This window comes from Spirochaetota bacterium (assembly GCA_035477215.1).
Taxonomy (GTDB): domain Bacteria; phylum Spirochaetota; class UBA4802; order UBA4802; family UBA5368; genus MVZN01.
Genome location: DATIKU010000041.1, coordinates 44,376 through 60,702 on the forward strand (window position 1 = coordinate 44,376; position 16,327 = coordinate 60,702).

Annotated in this window: 18 protein-coding genes; 11 read left to right on the plus strand and 7 right to left on the minus strand. The window is 57.5% G+C overall.

The window, feature by feature from the left end:
* Positions 1-204 precede the first annotated feature (204 nt).
* Entirely contained in the window at positions 205-2,136 is a 1,932-nt protein-coding gene (locus VLM75_09530) for a metallophosphoesterase (protein HSV97162.1), read from the minus strand.
* A gap of 390 nt (positions 2,137-2,526) precedes the next feature.
* On the opposite strand from VLM75_09530, the gene VLM75_09535 reads away from it, so the two are divergent.
* The 11 genes from VLM75_09535 (at position 2,527) to larC (ending at position 12,282) form a co-directional block, all read left to right on the plus strand.
* Positions 2,527-3,891, plus strand: coding sequence for a KamA family radical SAM protein (locus tag VLM75_09535; protein ID HSV97163.1), 1,365 nt, complete (start codon positions 2,527-2,529; stop codon positions 3,889-3,891).
* Positions 3,891-4,901, plus strand: coding sequence for a D-alanine--D-alanine ligase (locus VLM75_09540; GenBank protein HSV97164.1), 1,011 nt, complete (start codon positions 3,891-3,893; stop codon positions 4,899-4,901). The genes VLM75_09535 and VLM75_09540 overlap by 1 nt, the downstream gene beginning before the upstream one ends.
* A 13-nt stretch (positions 4,902-4,914) precedes the next feature.
* Positions 4,915-5,895, plus strand: a complete 981-nt coding sequence (locus VLM75_09545; protein HSV97165.1) for a D-alanine--D-alanine ligase — start codon at positions 4,915-4,917, stop codon at positions 5,893-5,895.
* A 30-nt stretch (positions 5,896-5,925) separates the two neighbouring features.
* Positions 5,926-6,408 (plus strand): hypothetical protein, encoded by a 483-nt coding sequence (locus VLM75_09550; protein HSV97166.1) that lies wholly within the window; start codon positions 5,926-5,928, stop codon positions 6,406-6,408.
* Complete coding sequence (locus tag VLM75_09555; protein HSV97167.1) at positions 6,398-6,910, plus strand: GNAT family N-acetyltransferase; 513 nt, start codon at positions 6,398-6,400, stop codon at positions 6,908-6,910. Before VLM75_09550 ends, VLM75_09555 begins: the two co-directional genes overlap by 11 nt.
* Positions 6,910-7,848, plus strand: a complete 939-nt coding sequence (gene dusB, locus VLM75_09560) for a tRNA dihydrouridine synthase DusB (protein HSV97168.1) — start codon at positions 6,910-6,912, stop codon at positions 7,846-7,848. Before VLM75_09555 ends, dusB begins: the two co-directional genes overlap by 1 nt.
* Before the next feature lie 64 nt (positions 7,849-7,912).
* Positions 7,913-8,626 carry a 16S rRNA (cytidine(1402)-2'-O)-methyltransferase gene (gene rsmI / locus VLM75_09565; protein ID HSV97169.1) on the plus strand — a complete coding sequence of 238 codons (714 nt, stop codon included), beginning with the start codon at positions 7,913-7,915 and terminating at the stop codon, positions 8,624-8,626.
* 164 nt (positions 8,627-8,790) lie between these two features.
* Entirely contained in the window at positions 8,791-9,087 is a 297-nt protein-coding gene (locus VLM75_09570) for a flagellar biosynthesis anti-sigma factor FlgM (protein ID HSV97170.1), read from the plus strand.
* 78 nt (positions 9,088-9,165) lie between these two features.
* The gene (locus VLM75_09575; GenBank protein ID HSV97171.1) at positions 9,166-10,338 is read left to right on the plus strand and encodes an iron-containing alcohol dehydrogenase; all 1,173 of its coding nucleotides are present in this window, start codon (positions 9,166-9,168) and stop codon (positions 10,336-10,338) included.
* A gap of 4 nt (positions 10,339-10,342) precedes the next feature.
* Positions 10,343-11,113 (plus strand): nickel pincer cofactor biosynthesis protein LarB, encoded by a 771-nt coding sequence (larB, locus tag VLM75_09580; protein ID HSV97172.1) that lies wholly within the window; start codon positions 10,343-10,345, stop codon positions 11,111-11,113.
* Positions 11,110-12,282: a nickel pincer cofactor biosynthesis protein LarC gene (gene larC / locus VLM75_09585; GenBank protein ID HSV97173.1), complete on the plus strand. Its 1,173-nt coding sequence runs from the start codon at positions 11,110-11,112 to the stop codon at positions 12,280-12,282. The genes larB and larC overlap by 4 nt, the downstream gene beginning before the upstream one ends.
* Here the strand turns inward: larC and VLM75_09590 are convergent.
* The 6 genes from VLM75_09590 to VLM75_09615 all read right to left on the minus strand — a co-directional run bounded on the left by VLM75_09590 (position 12,277) and on the right by VLM75_09615 (position 16,304).
* On the minus strand, positions 12,277-12,738 hold the full coding sequence (locus VLM75_09590) for a chemotaxis protein CheW (protein HSV97174.1): 462 nt from the start codon (positions 12,736-12,738) through the stop codon (positions 12,277-12,279). The genes larC and VLM75_09590 overlap by 6 nt on opposite strands.
* A 278-nt stretch (positions 12,739-13,016) precedes the next feature.
* Positions 13,017-13,745 (minus strand): hypothetical protein, encoded by a 729-nt coding sequence (locus VLM75_09595; protein HSV97175.1) that lies wholly within the window; start codon positions 13,743-13,745, stop codon positions 13,017-13,019.
* A 226-nt stretch (positions 13,746-13,971) separates the two neighbouring features.
* Positions 13,972-14,868, minus strand: coding sequence for a hypothetical protein (locus VLM75_09600; protein ID HSV97176.1), 897 nt, complete (start codon positions 14,866-14,868; stop codon positions 13,972-13,974).
* Positions 14,869-14,889: 21 nt separating this feature from the next.
* A complete protein-coding gene (hfq, locus tag VLM75_09605) occupies positions 14,890-15,123 on the minus strand; it encodes an RNA chaperone Hfq (protein ID HSV97177.1) in 234 nt (77 codons plus the stop codon).
* Between the two features lie 68 nt (positions 15,124-15,191).
* Positions 15,192-16,079, minus strand: coding sequence for a tRNA (adenosine(37)-N6)-dimethylallyltransferase MiaA (gene miaA / locus VLM75_09610; protein HSV97178.1), 888 nt, complete (start codon positions 16,077-16,079; stop codon positions 15,192-15,194).
* 81 nt (positions 16,080-16,160) lie between these two features.
* A complete protein-coding gene (locus VLM75_09615; protein ID HSV97179.1) occupies positions 16,161-16,304 on the minus strand; it encodes a hypothetical protein in 144 nt (47 codons plus the stop codon).
* Between the last annotated feature and the right edge of the window lie 23 nt (positions 16,305-16,327).

The following is a 16,327-nucleotide window of genomic DNA, read 5'->3' on the forward strand; positions in this document are numbered from 1 at the left end:
CAACCTCGTCCGGTAACTCAGGATTGACCGGTGCGGGAAAAAACAGCCGCGGAGAGAACCCGGCATCCGGCGGGCCAACCCTGGAGACCCGGGACGTACCCGGCATTCCCCACGGTAACCCACGGAACGCACGGCTTTCCCGCGGCAAAACTACGCACCCTGCAATTAATACGAACGGGCGGGGCGGTTTATTAAAATTTTTTCCTATTTCCTAAATTTTTTAATAAAAAACCTCGTGGTAAAGGCGGTCAATGACAGAATCAGCACGAAAATCCCGAATATCACCCAGGTAACGGCCGTCCCCCTCGACAGCAGATTGAACGGATTGAGGCTGGGCGCTTTTACGATCCGTCCCAGGGCGCCCCGGTATTTTTCGGGAACGTCCGCCAGCCCGTCGCTGTTGAGGTCGGGAAATCTTTTAATGAACTCCATCAAGCCGACCCACTCCTTGAGCTCCTGTATGCCGGGTTTGCGCTTATCCGCGTCGACACGGTGGGCGACGAGGTCGCTGATGGGATTTCCCTGGCGGTCCTTGGGGATAATGGTGAGAATATTGAACGTAAACCCTCCGATCACCTTGAGGAAGGTCGTATCGTAGATGTTCGCCGCGATGCGGTACAGGGTCTTGTTCGACGACGAATAGTCCAGGGGCACGTATCCATCCTCCTCGGAGCCGATCCAGATCTCGGTTACGCGGTCGAATATGGCGCGTCGGGGATTATAGCTGAAACGTATGCCCGATATCTGGAGAAAATAGGCGCTCCCCTTGAGAGGATAAACGCTTGTGAGTATCTCCATGGCCTTCTTTAACTCGGATCCGTAGAGGTAGCACGAAACAAGCGGATACGCCATGGTGTCGTCCATTCCGATGCCGAGCGGAATGGTCCGGAAGATGTCTGCCACGGCGAGATTCCCGGTCTTGCCCTTGAACAGGCTGTCGCGGATGACGCCGTTCGCCTCGATGGAGGCCACCACCTTCGTAACCGGATCGGCGGGATCGTAATCGTATTTGTTCACGTACCAGCGGATGGAGTCGGCGATGAGGTTTCCCAGCGGCGATTCATCCTCGATGATCGGCATGTCGAAGCCGGTGCGGGCGATTATCTTCCAGTAGGAAAGGCCGTATTCTTTCAGGACCCTGCGGTCTATGTCGCCAATATACGAATCGATCCTTCGCTGGATGTCCCGATCGGCGGGGATTGAGTCGTCGACCGTTATCATCTTATAGTTCTTGATGGCGGCTTTGCCGTCGTTCCAGGCCACATCGAGTACGCCCACCCGCGTGCCGTGCTCCCAGGCCTGTACGATGATGGTATTATTCACCACCAGGGGCTTTTCTAACAGGGTATGGGTATGGCCGCTCACGATAATATCGATGCCCTTTACCTCCCTGGCGAGCACCTCGTCCTCGGACTTGCTGCCCAGATACAGCCCGCTGTGCGAGAGGCAGATCACCATGTCGACCTTTTCCTTCTCACGGAGCACCTTTACCATCTCCCGAGCGGCCTCGAGCGGCGGGGTAAACTTAACCGGCGATGCGAACGGCGCGTCACCGATCGCCACTTCGCCCATGATTCCGAAAAAGCCTATCTTAATGCCATTGACGATCCTGACGCTGTAGGGTTTGACCAGTCCCTTTTTGAACGCCGCCTCGAGCGTGTCGTCTTTTGCGCTCTCGGCGCTGAATTTCGCCGACGAAAATACGATCTCGGGCATACCTTTACGCACGCCCGCGGCGAGAATCCGGGCGAGCCCCCCCGGCATGAGGTCGAACTCGTGGTTGCCGAGCGTGACCATGTCGTATCCAATGCGTTTCATGAGGGAAAGCTCGATCGCCTCCTCGCGGGCCAGCATGTGGAACAGGGAACCCATGGTGAAGTCGCCGGCATCCAGCACCAGCGAGGGGTTGGTCCGACCGGCGCGCTCGCGCTTGATGACGGTCGCCATGCGGGCCCAGCCGCCCAGCGTGGCGTCGTCGCCGGTTTTATCGGCCGTATAATCGAGTTCGGGCGGAAAGCCCATGAGGTGCGAATGCAGATCGTTGGTATGGATGATCGTTAAAAGCTTCTCCCCGGCGTACAGCGGCAGGGCGAGAAGGATGATTACGGCCGCCAGAAGTGACTTTAGTATTTTCATCGAGCATCTCCTCGTGTGGGATGGTGGGGTAGAGCAGACCCATGCGCATCGGGCGCGCTTCTTTCTATGCCACATGCCCGACTATTGCAAGAAAAATACCCCGGTCTCACGGTAAAGCGACGGACGGTTTCCGGCGGGCTATCGCATGCCCGGTGGACGGAACAAATATCTTCACCGTGAAAATTTACTACATCTCTATAATAATTTGTCGAACAAATAAAGTGAGATGCTTCGAGATGAAAAAAATGAAAAAAAATTTCCATTTCGCGCCCGAAGAGAGAATACAAGTTGACATATTGGGATTTTAATAGTAATGCACTTTCGACTCGATAAAAAAAGGTGGATTTTTGCGTTATGTCGCAAAAAACCTTGTGAACAAGGAGCAAGTGAATGCAGGATACGCCCTCACTTTTAGAGACTGAAATCTCCGGAGAAGCGGGAGAACCTCCAAGCGCGTTTGTCGCGCACTCCGAGGGAAAGGAGGAAGAACAGTGTGACGTGGAGGAGCCTCCCTCCCTATCCGCACTTTCACTCATAAACGACTCCGGAAGCCTTGTTCCGGAACCCGCCAGGCCGGTAATCCAATACACCAGGTTCATATCCAGTCCCAAAACCCGAAGCTTCCGAAAGAAACACTTTCCAAACGCCACGGCCGCGGAGTGGAACGACTGGAAATGGCAGCTTCGCAACCGAATTCGGGACGCTTCCGCGCTGTCGGACATCCTGAAGCTGTCTGAAGACGAGCGCCATGCCCTCAATTCGCGCAACGGGGCCATGCCGCTGTCAATCACTCCCTATTACTCAAGCCTTCTCGAACATGATAACCCGGCGCAGCCCCTGCGAAGGTCGATCGTACCCGTTACGGCGGAGCTTTTCAAGTCCCGCGGCGAGTCCGAAGACCCGCTCGGCGAGGAATCGGACAGCCCCGTACACGGCATCGTACACCGTTATCCGGACCGTGCGCTCTTTCTGGTAACCGATTTCTGTTCCACCTACTGCCGCTATTGCACCCGTTCGCGCATGGTGGGCCGTTCTGACGGCAAATCGTGCTCAAAAAGACAGTGGGAAAAATCCCTGGCGTATATCGAGGCGATGCCGCAGATCCGAGATGTGCTCCTTTCCGGAGGCGATCCCCTCACCCTGCCCGACGACGATCTCGAATGGCTCCTCATCCGCCTTCGCCGCATTCCGCACGTGGAGATTGTTCGGATAGGGACCAAGGTACCCATGGTCCTGCCCCAGCGCATCACCGCCAACCTGACAAGAATGCTCAAGCGCTATCATCCGCTGTGGATGAACATACACTGCACGCACCCCGACGAGCTAAGCATCGAGGCTGTGGAGGCCCTGGCGCGGCTCTCCGAAGCGGGAATCCCGCTCGGAAGCCAGACTGTACTGCTGGCCGGGATCAACGACAGCATAGAGATCCTGCGCGCGCTGTACCACGGTCTGCTGCGCGCCCGCGTCCGCCCCTATTACCTTTACCAGTGCGACCCCATTGTCGGCTCATCACACTTTCGCACCACCGTCGAGAAGGGAATAGACATGATTCGGGGCCTGCGAGGCCATACCACGGGGTTCGCCGTTCCCACGTACGTGATCGACACGCCCGGCGGCGGCGGCAAGATACCGCTTTTACCGGAATACCTGGCCGGACGCCAGGGTGATGATATACTGCTTCGCAACTACGAGAATATTCTTTTCCGGTATCCCGATACCGCCGAAACGGGGGTATGCAGCATGGAGAACCGCTAATGCGCATCGCTCTTGCCTACGATCTTCGAGACGACTACCGGGCGATGGGATACGGAGAGGAGGAGGTCGCCGAGTTCGACAGCATCGAGACGATCGACGCCATCGACTCGGCGCTTCGTGAATTGGGCTTCCGGACCGAGCGGATCGGGCACCTGGGAGCGCTCATTCCTCGCCTCCTCGATGGCAGTCGCTGGGACATGGTGTTCAACGTCACCGAGGGCCTGTACGGCATCGCCAGGGAGGCCCAGGTTCCGGCGCTGCTCGACGCGTACCGCATCCCCTATACCTTCTCCGACACCTCCGTGCTCGCGCTCACCATGCACAAGGCGCTCTGCAAGCGGGTGGTCCGCGACCTGGGGATCCCCACGCCGGATTTCGTCAGCATTGCCTCGCCCCGCGAAATCGATTCCATCGACCTGCCCCTTCCGCTTTTCGCCAAGCCACTTGCCGAGGGCACCGGTAAGGGAGTAAGTGCAGCCTCGGTGATAACCGACCGCCATGCGCTTCGGGAGGTCGTTACCGGGCTTCTGGCCCGTCACCGCCAGCCTGTTCTCGTCGAGACCTATCTTCCCGGCAGGGAGTTCACCGCGGGGATCGTCGGCACGGGAGAGGAAGCCCGCGTTATCGGCGTGGCCGAGATCATCCTCAACCACAATGCCGAAGCGGCGGTGTACTCGCTTTCGAACAAGGAGCTCTGCGAGGAGCGCGTAAGCTACCGGCTGGCCGACGATCCCGAAGCCTGCATGGCCGCGGAATTCGCCCTTGCCGCGTGGCGCGGGCTGGAGTGCCGCGACGCCGGAAGAATCGACCTGCGCTCAAACGCCGACGGCGTGCCCGGCTTCATGGAGGTCAACCCGCTCGCGGGTCTGCACCCCACTCATTCAGACCTTCCCATCATCGCAACGCTCGCCGGAATGGACTACAACGAACTCATCCGATCGATAATGGACTCGGCTCTCTTGCGCCTCGGCCCGGCCGCCCCCTCTCACATCAACCGGGCACGCGCCTGAAGCGGGTGATTGCATGAGAAAGGCAGTCATACTCCGCGCGGAGATATCGCCCGGCGCCCCTCCCGACGAGCATGACACCCTCATCCAGGCCGGTTCCGTCTCAGCCGCCCTGGCGAACCTTGGATACGATCCTATCCCCGTGGAATTCGGCCTCAACATGCACGAGGTGCGCACACGCATCGCGGAAATATGTCCGGAATTCATATTCAACCTCGTTGAGGCGGTGGACGGACAGGACCGCCTGATCCATCTCGCCCCGGCCCTCCTCGATGTAACGGGGCTCCCCTATACCGGCTCGTCGACCGAGGCGATTTTTCTTACATCGCACAAGGTCCTTGCAAAGCGCCTCATGCGTGCGCAGGGCCTTCCCACCCCTTCTTACGTCACCATCGAGGAGGATGGGGAGACACTGTTTCACCCCGGCGCGTACATCATAAAATCGATCCGGGACCATGCCTCCGCAGGCATTACGGACGATTCGGTGGTACACGCCGAAAACCACTCGGAGCTCCTTGCCCACATGAAGCGTCGCGCGCCTTCACACGGGAGCGGTTGTTTCGCTGAGGCCTACATAGACGGCCGCGAATTCAACCTGTCGGTACTCGCGGGCCCGGACGGGCCCGTTGTTCTCCCGCCGGCGGAGATCGTATTCAGAAACTATCCGCCTGAAAAGCCGAAGATCGTCGATTATCGCGCCAAATGGCAGGAAGACAGCTTTGAATACGTTAATACGCCGCGCACCTTCGATTTCCCTCCGGAAGACCGTACCCTCCTCGCAAAGCTTGATACGATGGCGCTCGACTGCTTTCGCTTCTTCCATATGCGCGGATACGCCCGGGTGGATTTCCGTGTTGACCCGGACGGCACGCCGTGGATACTGGAGGTCAACGCGAACCCGTGCCTTACGCCCGACGGCGGCTTTACGGCGGCGGCGCTCGCGGCCGGGCTCTCGTACGACGCGATGATCGGCCGGATCATCGGCGACCTTTATTAACCACACGGGACATATTGACGGAATCGCACAGTGTTTCGCATCAGACGCATATACGACACCACCACCGATATCGACCTGAAGGCCGTGGAGCAGGTTCCGGAGATTCTGCGCGCACGGTTCGGCGGCATCGGCGAGGAGGCGATCGATCGCCTTTTGCGGGAGATTGAGAATTCGCTCGAGTATCGATTCCGCTCCATTATCTTCGTCGCGGACGATACGCGCGGAACCGTCAAGGGATTCGCCCTTCTCCAGCACGCTTTGGACATCGGATTCTGTTTCCTCGATTTCATATCCGTCCGGAAGGGCGGCAGCGGTGGTGGGTTAGGCGGGGTCCTGTACCAGCGCGTTCGCGACGAGGCGTTGCCGCTCGACGCTGAAGGTTTGTTTTTGGAATGCCTTCCCGGCGGCATCAAACTCGTCACCAGCCCCGGCAACATGTGGGAAGGCGCCTGCGCCGGAAAAATCGGGCGGACCCGGGCGCTCGACGGGGAGAACGGTTCCAATGGCGACTGATCTGAATACAACCGCAACATTCCGTCGGGAGGTCCGCGCGACGGATCCGGCGGAAATCCGAAAAATCGTCGAATCCTCGGGTTATTTTTCGCGCGCGGAGATCGAAATAGCGGCGGAGCTCATCGACGAACGCATTGCGCGTGGGGACGCGAGCGGATATCATTTCCTCTTCGCGGATTCTCCTTCCGGAATGCTGGGCTACACCTGCTTCGGCCCAATACCCGCAACCGAGTCGAGCTACGACCTGTACTGGATCGCCATAAATGAAGGGCTGCGCAGGCGCGGCCTCGGACGGGAACTCCTGACGCGGACCGAAAAGATCATCGGAAAGATGGGGGGGCGGCGCCTTTATATTGAGACCTCGTCGCGCGCCCAGTACGCATCCACACAGGGCTTTTATGCCCGCTGCGGCTACCGCCGCGAGGCTTTTTTAAGAGACTTCTACTCTCAGGGGGACGGCAAGTTCATCTATGTCAGGGAGCTCCCCGGGGAGCTCGCGTGATGAAGCCGCCCGATATTACGGGAAGGCTGGTGCTTGCCCCAATGGCCGGTTTCACCGACTCGCCGTTTCGCCGCATCGCCCGCCGGCACGGCGCCGCCCTTGTGTATACCGAGCTTATCAGCGCCGAAGGCATAGCACGCGGCAACAGGAAGACCCACGAGCTCATGCGTTTTCATCCGGAAGAGCGCCCGATCGCCATCCAGATATTCGGCAGGGAAGCGAGCGTAATGGCCGAGGCCGCCAAACGCGTGGAGCAACTCGGCCCTGACGTCATCGATATCAACATGGGGTGCTGCGCACAGCGGGTATGCATGGGCGGATCGGGCGCCGGACTTTTGCGGAACCCGGCGCTCGCCGAGGATATCGCCGCCGCGGTTGCCGGGGCCGTTGCGCTTCCGGTATCCGTGAAGATCCGAATCGGCTGGGACGATTCGTCCAGGAACTACCGCGAGCTCGTCCCGCGGCTCGAGAACGCGGGCGTATCCCTTATCGCCGTGCACGGACGGACGCGCGCGCAGAAATATACAGGAAGCGCCGATTGGGACGCGATCGCCGCCATAGCAGACGCGTCGAAGCTGCCAGTTATCGGAAACGGTGACATTCATTCATACGGGGAGGCGCTCGACCGCCTTAATACCTCCGGGTGTGCGGCGGTGATGATCGGTCGCGCCGCGGTGGGCAATCCCTGGATCTTCAGCGGAACGGTTCCATCGAGCAAAGGACTGGCCGAAGAGGTTCGCGTCCACCTGCGGCTTATGAGGGAGTTTTACGGCGAACGGGGGATTGTGCTCATGCGCAAGCACCTGGCCAGGTATTTTCACGGTTTTAGAAACGCGGCGCGACTTCGCGGCGAGCTGGTGCGTTCCAAGTCATTCGACGAGGCGATCGACCTGGTCGGCCGCTTCGAGGACGGTGAATTCGACGGCCAGGAAGACTGAAGAACAGACAGGCGCAAACAACGCCGCCAGGGCAGGCGCGGTAAAAAGGAGCGGGAGGACTTTAATGGGAAAAGCGGTACGTAAAACGGGAACGCTCTATATCATCGCCTCCCCGATCGGCAATCTCGAAGACATTACACTCAGGGCGCTGCGCATCATGAAAGAGGAGGTCTCGTACATCTACTGCGAGGACACCCGCCAGACCAGAAAGCTCCTCAATCACTACGGCATAACCATCCCCACGCTCTCCCTTCATGCCCACTCGTCCGACGAACGGATAACGGGCGCCATAAGCCGCATGCATGAAGGCGCATCGATCGGCTATTTGACCGATTCAGGCACACCGGCCGTTTCCGACCCCGGCAGCCGCCTCGTGGCGACGGCCAGGGAACACGGAATCGACATAGTCCCCGTACCGGGCCCCTCGGCCCTTTCAGCCATTGTCTCGGTTGCCGGATTTCCAGAAAAATCGGTGATCTTCGCCGGTTTTCTCAGCAAAAAGGACGGCAGGCGCCGTCGCGAACTGGAAGGGCTCCGTCGGCACCGGGGGATAATCGTAATTTATGAATCGCCCCACCGTATCGGGCGCCTGCTCGCCGCCGTCGCCGAGGTTTTTCCGGACGAAAAAATGGTGATGGGCAGGGAGATGACCAAGGTGCACGAGGAATTACTGAGCGGACCGGTAAAGGATATGGCCGATCGTTCCGATAGTATTATCGCAAAAGGCGAATTCACCGTCGCGATATGGAACAGGGGCGGGGGTGATGATACGGAATGACGGGACCCGGCCGCGTCGCCCCGGAGCCGGATTGCTAAAAAGTAAAATATTTCTTGCTCTATTCGGGTCTTTTTTGTATAATTTACCCGGGCGTATGCGAATTGATTAAAGGTTGGACCGATTATACCGATATTAGAAACAGAATACCGTAAAGGATAGAGATCATGGTTATAGATAAAATCGGGAACGTAAACAATATCGTCGAGCCGAAGGCAGGCAAATCGGTATCGCGAACCAGAGAGACGACCCGTATTGACTCGATCCAGATATCTTCCGAGGGGAAAAAGGCCGCCGAAATAGGTCTCTATACCCAGATCGTGAGGGAAACCCCCGATATTCGCACGGAAAGGGTGCGGGAAATAAAGGAGCAGATCCAGAACGGGACCTACGACAAGTTCGAGGACGACAAGATATTGTCCATGGTGGCCGATAAAATCGCGAGGAATCTGCTTCGAAAATAGACCCGTCGAATCAAATCTGATCGACATGGAGGAAAAAAGCGGAGAGGCGAGAGGTCCGCTTTTTTTGCATATACTGAAATGCCCACCAGCGCAACAACGAGCCTGAGCCCCGAGTTGCATGTGCCGTCGGAGATATACGTCCGGCAGGACATCATTTCCTCAATCGGCACAGTCCTCAAGACCATCGGATCGCGGATACTCCTTATAACAACATCCAAAGACCTTACGCTGTATCATGACACCATAGATATCATGGCGAAGAGCGCGGCCGAGGCCAACCTTGGCTTTATCATCTACGACGAGATGGCGGACTCCCCCAACACCGAGGACATCGATACCGCCGCAAGCTACGCCCGCAAGACCCACTGCGACGTCATCGCCGGCTTCGGCGGGACCGATTCTCTCAACGCCGCCAAGGCCGTGGCGGTGCTTGCGGGCAATTATTTATTCTGCGAGGACCTCTTCGAAAACCCATCGATACAGCCCCCGGTTGCGCTGATCACCATACCGGCGTTTCCATCTTTCGGCTTTGAGGTCATACCCATGTTTTTCATTACGGACATACGCCAGAATATACAGAGGGTTTACAGCCACCGTTACCTGTATCCCAGAGCCACCATCGTCGACCCGCGAATCAGCGCCCGGATCGATGAGGAAACCACCGCGCAAGTAAACACGGCGACCCTTTCAATCGCGACCGAGGCGGTAATCTCAAAAAGCACCAACAGCTTCGTAAACACCTATGCGCTCAAATCGATCGACCTTATATTTAAAAACCTCCCCGCCGCCTACCGGGATCGGCAAAACATCACCGCGAGGGGACATCTGTCCTACGCCTCCGTAATGACCGGCATCGCCTTTTCGGTCTCGCGTCTTTCCCTTTCGCTCGCGCTGTCGCTCGCCCTCTCATCGCGGACGCGAATCCCGGTCCACCGGGCGATGGGAGTGTTTCTGCCGCATGTAATGGAATACAACCTTACCGCCAGTCCCGGCAAGTACGTTCAGATGTCGAAGGTGATGGACGAGGACGTCCGGGAAATTACCGTAATCGAGGCGGCCATTAAAGCGGTTGAGGGAGTGCGCAAACTGGAGTTCGACATTGACATCCCACAGCGCCTGTCGCTGTTCGATATCTCGAAAACCGAGTTTTCCCGCATCGCGGAGATAGCGATCGGTTTCCCCTTTGTCGAGAACGCTCCGCGCCCCCTGAACCGCGACGAGTTCGAAACCATTCTGATTGCCGCTTATTGAGATCATGGGAAACGAAAACCTCAGACAACTGCTCGAAAACTATAAAAACGGCTCGATCTCCGAAGACGAGGCGCTCGCCTATCTGAAACACCTGCCGTTTGAGGATATCACCTTCGCCAAGGTCGACCACCACCGCGAGCTTCGCTGGGGCTTCCCCGAGGTCATCTTTTGCCAGGGGAAGACGTCCGTCCAGGTGGCGGCTATCGCACGCTCGATCGTGGAGCGAGGGTCGAATCTCCTGGCCACCCGTGCTGACGCCGACGCGTTCGACGCCGTCGCCAGGGTGATCCCTGAAGCGCGCTATAATGAAGAGGCGCGAACAATCAGCCTTGTGAAAAACACGCCCGTAATCCTTAAAGGCAGGGTGCTCGTCGCGACCGCCGGAACCGCCGACCTCCCCGTGGCGGCCGAATCGCTCGAGACCGGGATAATGCTGGGGCTCGATATCTCCATGACCCAGGATATCGGGGTCGCGGGAATCCACCGCGTCATGAATCATCGCGAGGAAATACTCGAGGCGGCGGTCATCATAGTCGTCGCCGGCATGGAAGGGGCGCTGGCTTCGGTTATAGCGGGCATGGTGACCTCGCCGGTAATCGCCGTTCCCGCATCGACCGGTTACGGCGCCGCCTTCGGCGGTCTCGCCTCACTCCTGGGAATGCTGAACTCCTGCGTACCGGGCGTGGCGGTGATGAATATCGACAACGGTTTCGGCGCGGCCTTTCTTGCGTTCAAGACACTCAAGACCCTGGAAAGACTGGCGCAAACGCCATGAATTATACGCTTGCGTTCGATTTGCAATTCGGCGCCTCGGGCGACATGTTGCTCGGCGCCCTGTTCGACCTGGGACTGAATTACGACAAGCTGGTGACTGAACTTTCAAGGCTCTCCCTTCCCGGCTGGAGCATCTCGCCGGAAAAGATAAACAAATACCATATGGCCGGCACCGCTCTCCGTGTTCGTTGCGAGGAGGCCGAAACAGAGCGCCGCTATGGCGACATCGAGACAATCATCGGATCGAGCGCACTCGACCGACCGGTGAAGGAGCGCGCCATGCGGGTGTTCACCCGCCTTGCGGAAGCGGAAGCGGCCGTGCACGGCATAAGCAGGGAAGAGGTCCATTTCCACGAGGTCGGGGCGATCGACAGCATAATCGACATCGTCGCATTCTGTGTCGCTCTCGACATGATCGGCGTACAGCGCGTCTTCTTCAGTGACTTTTACTTCGGGGCCGGGACCGTACGGACGCGCCATGGCGAGATACCCGTACCCGTCCCGGCGGTGGTCAGGCTGGCGGAAGGCTTCAGGTGCCGGTTTACGGGCAGGGAAGGCGAACTGGTGACTCCCACGGCGGCGGCCCTGCTTACCGCCCTTGGCTCTCAGCCGGCATTTTCATCCGCGTCGGTGATCCGTGGGACAGGAATCGGCTTCGGCTCGAGGAACTACCCGTTTCCCAGCTACACGCGAGTGCTGCTGCTGGACGCCGGAGAAACCGGGATCGAGGAAGTCTATCAGATCGAATGCAACATCGACGACATGAATCCGCAGATTTACCCCTATCTCGTGGATCTTCTGCTGCAAAGGGGTGCGCTCGACGCGTACCTTGCCTCCGTCAACATGAAGAAAGGCCGGCCGGGAACCGTGCTTACCGTCATCGCCCCGGTGGGGGCGCTCGACGCGATACGCGGAACCATCTATGCCGAGACAACCACGCTGGGACTACGGGTGCAGACGGTCGGCCGCGAAAAACTCGAGCGATCTTTCACAACGGTGGTGGTCGACGGACATGAGATCAGGATTAAAAGGGGATGTTTCCTTGACGGAGAGGTCAGCGCACAGCCGGAATACGAAGACTGCGCGACGGCCGCCCGCGAATCGGGCGCACCGCTCAAGCTTATAATGGCGCAGGCACTGGACGAATACAGGAGGAAGTGCGGCCTATAGGGATGTAAGCTCTTCCACTGTCAGTATCTGCTCGATATCGAGCACGATAACAAAACCCTCGGCGAGCTTGGCGATTCCGACGATATACCGCCCGGAAATCCCTTTTACAATGGGGGGAGGCGGCTCGATGTCCTTGCCGTCGACCTTGACCACATGGCTTACCGAATCTATCGCGAGCCCCACCCGCTTGTTCCGAATGTCCACCACGATGGCCCGTTTCCCCACCCCCGCGCTGCCGTTCTCAATGCGGAAGCGCTTGCTCAGGTCGATGATCGGGATCACCTTGCCGCGAAGGTCCATCACTCCCATGATGAAGTCCGCAGACTTGGGCAGCCGTGTGATTTTCGGGAGCTTCAATATCTCCTGCACCTTCAGGATATCGATTCCGTATTCTTCCTTCCCGACCTTGAAGCAGACGATCTGCAGCGCGGACACTGACTTATCGATTTTTTCCATCGGAGTTTCCCCTGGCCGCGTTTTTTTACTTTTACGGACTATTCCTCAAACGCGACGGTTTTCCTTTGTGCGATTGCAATCCGCAATAACCGCGGAGCATTGATACTTTCGGCCGATATTGAAGGCTCATCGCCTGGCCTGTTGCGCAGACATAAAACCCAACGATCACCCCCGAACCGGCGTGGCATGATCGGTAACTTCACAATCCTGCTGCAACCGGCATACAGTATACAGCACGCAGTCGATAATTCAAGAATAAAAACCGCGACCGCACGACTCTATAAAAAGTAATATCCGTATACGTACAGCGCGGCTCCCGCGCCGACAAAGAAAAGCATCTTTATAACCGAGGGGTCACGCCCCCGGAGAAAAATCTCGATGATGCCGACAAATACCCCGAAAAAGGCGGCGGCGACTCCCGCCGCGATAAAACTGTGATAATATAGAAAGACCGCGACGGTGAGTAAAATGCCGACAACGTAATCGAGCAATCCCCTGAAGAAAGCCCCCATCGTCATGGCCCCGCCCGCGGCCGAAGCCCCGGGCAGAGTCTCGTCGGTACGAAAATACCGCTTGCGGGTGCGGGCCAGTACCTCTTTGCGCGTCTCGGTGCGTTCTGATTTTTCGGCGGGAGGGGCGTCTTCGAGCTTCAAAGCCACCGTAACGATTCTACGCACCTCCTTGTTGGAGATGGTCCGTAATGAATCCCCACGCAGCTTGAGTTTCTCTACTACCTGGTGGGCCCTGCCGGTGGTGACATTCCGCTGCGCGCTGACCCTCCCACCGGAAAAGACGGCGTAATAGGGGTTTCCCCCCTCTTCCGCGTCTTCCATATAGATACGAATTTTCCTGTCCTTCAGGTTGTAATCCACCCGAAGGTAATCACCCCCGTCCGTGGTGGTATACAGCGCCGCCTGGTACCCCCGAATCTCCGAAGGTCTCCGCTTCCAGGAGGCTTTTTTCCCTTCACCGCCGGGTTTACTTCCCCGGGAAAGGCTTTTTCTCATTGTGTGCCGGTATTCCCCGTTTGATAAACAAAGGAGACTGGCTTCGGATAAAAACCAATCCCCCCCGCTTTTCGGTCGCTCTTACGGAAACCGCCTATTTCTTCTTGTGACGGTTCTGTCTGCGGCGTTTTTTCCTCTTGTGGTTGGCGATCTTCGCCCTTTTCTTTTTTCTACCGCACGGCATACGCATCTCCTTTAATTAAAAATGACATCAGCGAAGAACGGCCTATCTGAGATTGTCGATCTCGCCCTTCCTCTTTCCCACCGTCTTTTCTTCATCAAGCGAAAGTCCAAGGGGCATTCCCGATTTTTCCGGCGCCAGTATCACTCTTACGTCGTTGCCCAATCTGTCAATATAAATATACTTTAAAAGGTCCGGATTGGACTTTACCAGTCTGGATACGTCTGAAAGCTTCTCGAGGTATTCCTTTTTCCTCAGCTTTTCCCTTTCAAGCTGGTTCTGAAGCACAATTAGCTCTTTCTTATTGTTATGCTCAATCTCGCGCAGGTCCGCGAGAAACGCCAATCCCTGCAGATATGTCCCCCGTTCCGGAAGCACCATGGGGCCTGAAAGTTCCAGACCGAGAACCGAAATGCCCGCTTTGGCCGCACGGCCTTTCACCAGTTCCGCGGCTTCTGCGGCGATTCGATCGCGGTCGCGTATAACTGCGTTGCGGTCATATCCCTGCGCCAGATAGGCCCCGAGACTCGCCGAAAAGGCCTTCTCGATAAAATCGTTCATAAAGGCCGAGCCGGGATGTCCCTCGCGTCCCGCCGGGACCGAGCCGGGCCTGAAGCTCTCGGGGACGATCTCGTACACGGCATTAACCGGTACCCTTATCGCGTAATAATCGCTTTCGAGCTCGCCCAGCGGCGGGACGGCCACGCGCGCCTCGATGAATTCCGAAACCCTCAGCGCGTATCGCGCGACTTCAAGCCGCCGCCAAACGGCCCCCTGCCATACGAAACCGAAACCCGGACCCAGAACCAGGCGCTCGCCGGATTCACGGTCGCGCGCCAGCGCGAATTCACCGGAACCGATCCTGAATACGCAGGTACAATACAGATACACCGCGGCCGACAGCAACAGGATCGCAAATACTTTCCGTCCGGATATTCTCATGGCGTTTCGATTAAAGGCCCCTTAGGCCTCATCATCGCGATACTGAATCGGTTTTATCGGAACGATGGTGGACACCGCGTGTTTGTAGATCAAGTTATGCTTTTTATCGACTTCAACCAGAACGGTGAAATTGTCAAAGCTGAGCACTCTGCCCTTAATGGGGACGCCATTCATGAGGTAAATCGTAATCTCCACCTTTTCTTTTCGCACGACATTTAAAAAACTGTCCTGAAGATTTTTAGTCTGATTTCCCATTGCACCTTCCTTTTGTTTACTGCCCCGATCGTCGTATTCTACACCGCCGGCGCGCCGACATGGCACGCTCACCCCACCCTGCAAGTATACAGCAGTTTTTCTATTTTTTCAATCTCAAAACCCTCAAACCAGGTTATCCTTCCATTTCGCCCGAACCACGTCATCTGCCGTTTCGCATAATGCCTGGTCTGGAGCTTGGCGGCTCTGACCGCCTCATCGAGTGGAAGTTTCCCATCGAGGTGCATATTAAGCTCGCGGTACCCGATGGACCTCATCGAACCGAGTTCCGGCCCGTAACCGCTTTCGCGCAGCGAACGCACCTCATCCAGGAAACCTTCATCCATCATCCTGTCGAACCTGCGCTCGATGCGGCCGCGAAGATCCTCTCGCGACGGGTTGAGGCCGATAAAAACCGTCTTCTCCGAGCCGGCACCCCTCTTCTCGCCGAAATAATCGCTGAGGGGCCTTCCGGTGCTCCTGTACACCTCCAGTCCGCGCGCAATCCGCTGGCGATCATTCGGATGAATGCGCAGGGCGAAGGCCTCATCGACGCGCTTAAGCTCCGCATACAGGTCCGCCGGGCCGCGCTGTTCGAGTTCGTCTTTTATCGCCGCGTTCACCAGCGGATCTACCGGCGGAATGCCCGAAAGACCGCCGAAAAACGAATCGATATACAGGCCTGTACCTCCCACGAAAAGCGGAACCTTCCCCCGCCTCTCGATGTCCTGGGCGGCGAGTCGCGCCTCCCTGCAGAAGTCCCCCGCGGTAAACTTGCGGTCCGGGTCGACGATATCGATGAGATGGTGCCGCACGGCCCCCCTTTGGGTCCGAGAGGGCTTACCGCTTCCGATGTCGAGACGACGGTACACCTGCACCGAATCGGCGGAGATGATTTCAAAGATATCGCCGGCAAGTCCCAGGGCAAGGTCCGTTTTCCCGGACGCGGTGGGCCCCACCAATACAGCCGCTTTAATGGGCGGAAACCTCGCTTATATAATGAACGTGGACTCTATCATAAACGGAGGACACTCGCGGCGTTAATCGTCGGTTTCCGGTCCTTCTTTGACTTCGAACTTCAGCTTGTCGTCGAAAATCATATTCAGTATGTTTGGAACCACTTTCCAGTTGTGGTCTTTTTCAGGATACCCTTCGATATTTCCGATCCTGTCTACATACTTCATCGCGGCCCTTGTAAAAACATATC

Coding starts and splice junctions, on each gene's coding strand:
- VLM75_09530 (HSV97162.1), bottom strand. CDS start 2,136: ATGAAAATACTAAAGTCACTTCTGGCGGCCGTAATCATCCTTCTCGCC.
- VLM75_09535 (HSV97163.1), top strand. CDS start 2,527: ATGCAGGATACGCCCTCACTTTTAGAGACTGAAATCTCCGGAGAAGCG.
- VLM75_09540 (HSV97164.1), top strand. CDS start 3,891: ATGCGCATCGCTCTTGCCTACGATCTTCGAGACGACTACCGGGCGATG.
- VLM75_09545 (HSV97165.1), top strand. CDS start 4,915: ATGAGAAAGGCAGTCATACTCCGCGCGGAGATATCGCCCGGCGCCCCT.
- VLM75_09555 (HSV97167.1), top strand. CDS start 6,398: ATGGCGACTGATCTGAATACAACCGCAACATTCCGTCGGGAGGTCCGC.
- dusB (HSV97168.1), top strand. CDS start 6,910: ATGAAGCCGCCCGATATTACGGGAAGGCTGGTGCTTGCCCCAATGGCC.
- rsmI (HSV97169.1), top strand. CDS start 7,913: ATGGGAAAAGCGGTACGTAAAACGGGAACGCTCTATATCATCGCCTCC.
- VLM75_09570 (HSV97170.1), top strand. CDS start 8,791: ATGGTTATAGATAAAATCGGGAACGTAAACAATATCGTCGAGCCGAAG.
- VLM75_09575 (HSV97171.1), top strand. CDS start 9,166: ATGCCCACCAGCGCAACAACGAGCCTGAGCCCCGAGTTGCATGTGCCG.
- larB (HSV97172.1), top strand. CDS start 10,343: ATGGGAAACGAAAACCTCAGACAACTGCTCGAAAACTATAAAAACGGC.
- larC (HSV97173.1), top strand. CDS start 11,110: ATGAATTATACGCTTGCGTTCGATTTGCAATTCGGCGCCTCGGGCGAC.
- VLM75_09590 (HSV97174.1), bottom strand. CDS start 12,738: ATGGAAAAAATCGATAAGTCAGTGTCCGCGCTGCAGATCGTCTGCTTC.
- VLM75_09595 (HSV97175.1), bottom strand. CDS start 13,745: ATGAGAAAAAGCCTTTCCCGGGGAAGTAAACCCGGCGGTGAAGGGAAA.
- VLM75_09600 (HSV97176.1), bottom strand. CDS start 14,868: ATGAGAATATCCGGACGGAAAGTATTTGCGATCCTGTTGCTGTCGGCC.
- hfq (HSV97177.1), bottom strand. CDS start 15,123: ATGGGAAATCAGACTAAAAATCTTCAGGACAGTTTTTTAAATGTCGTG.
- VLM75_09615 (HSV97179.1), bottom strand. CDS start 16,304: ATGAAGTATGTAGACAGGATCGGAAATATCGAAGGGTATCCTGAAAAA.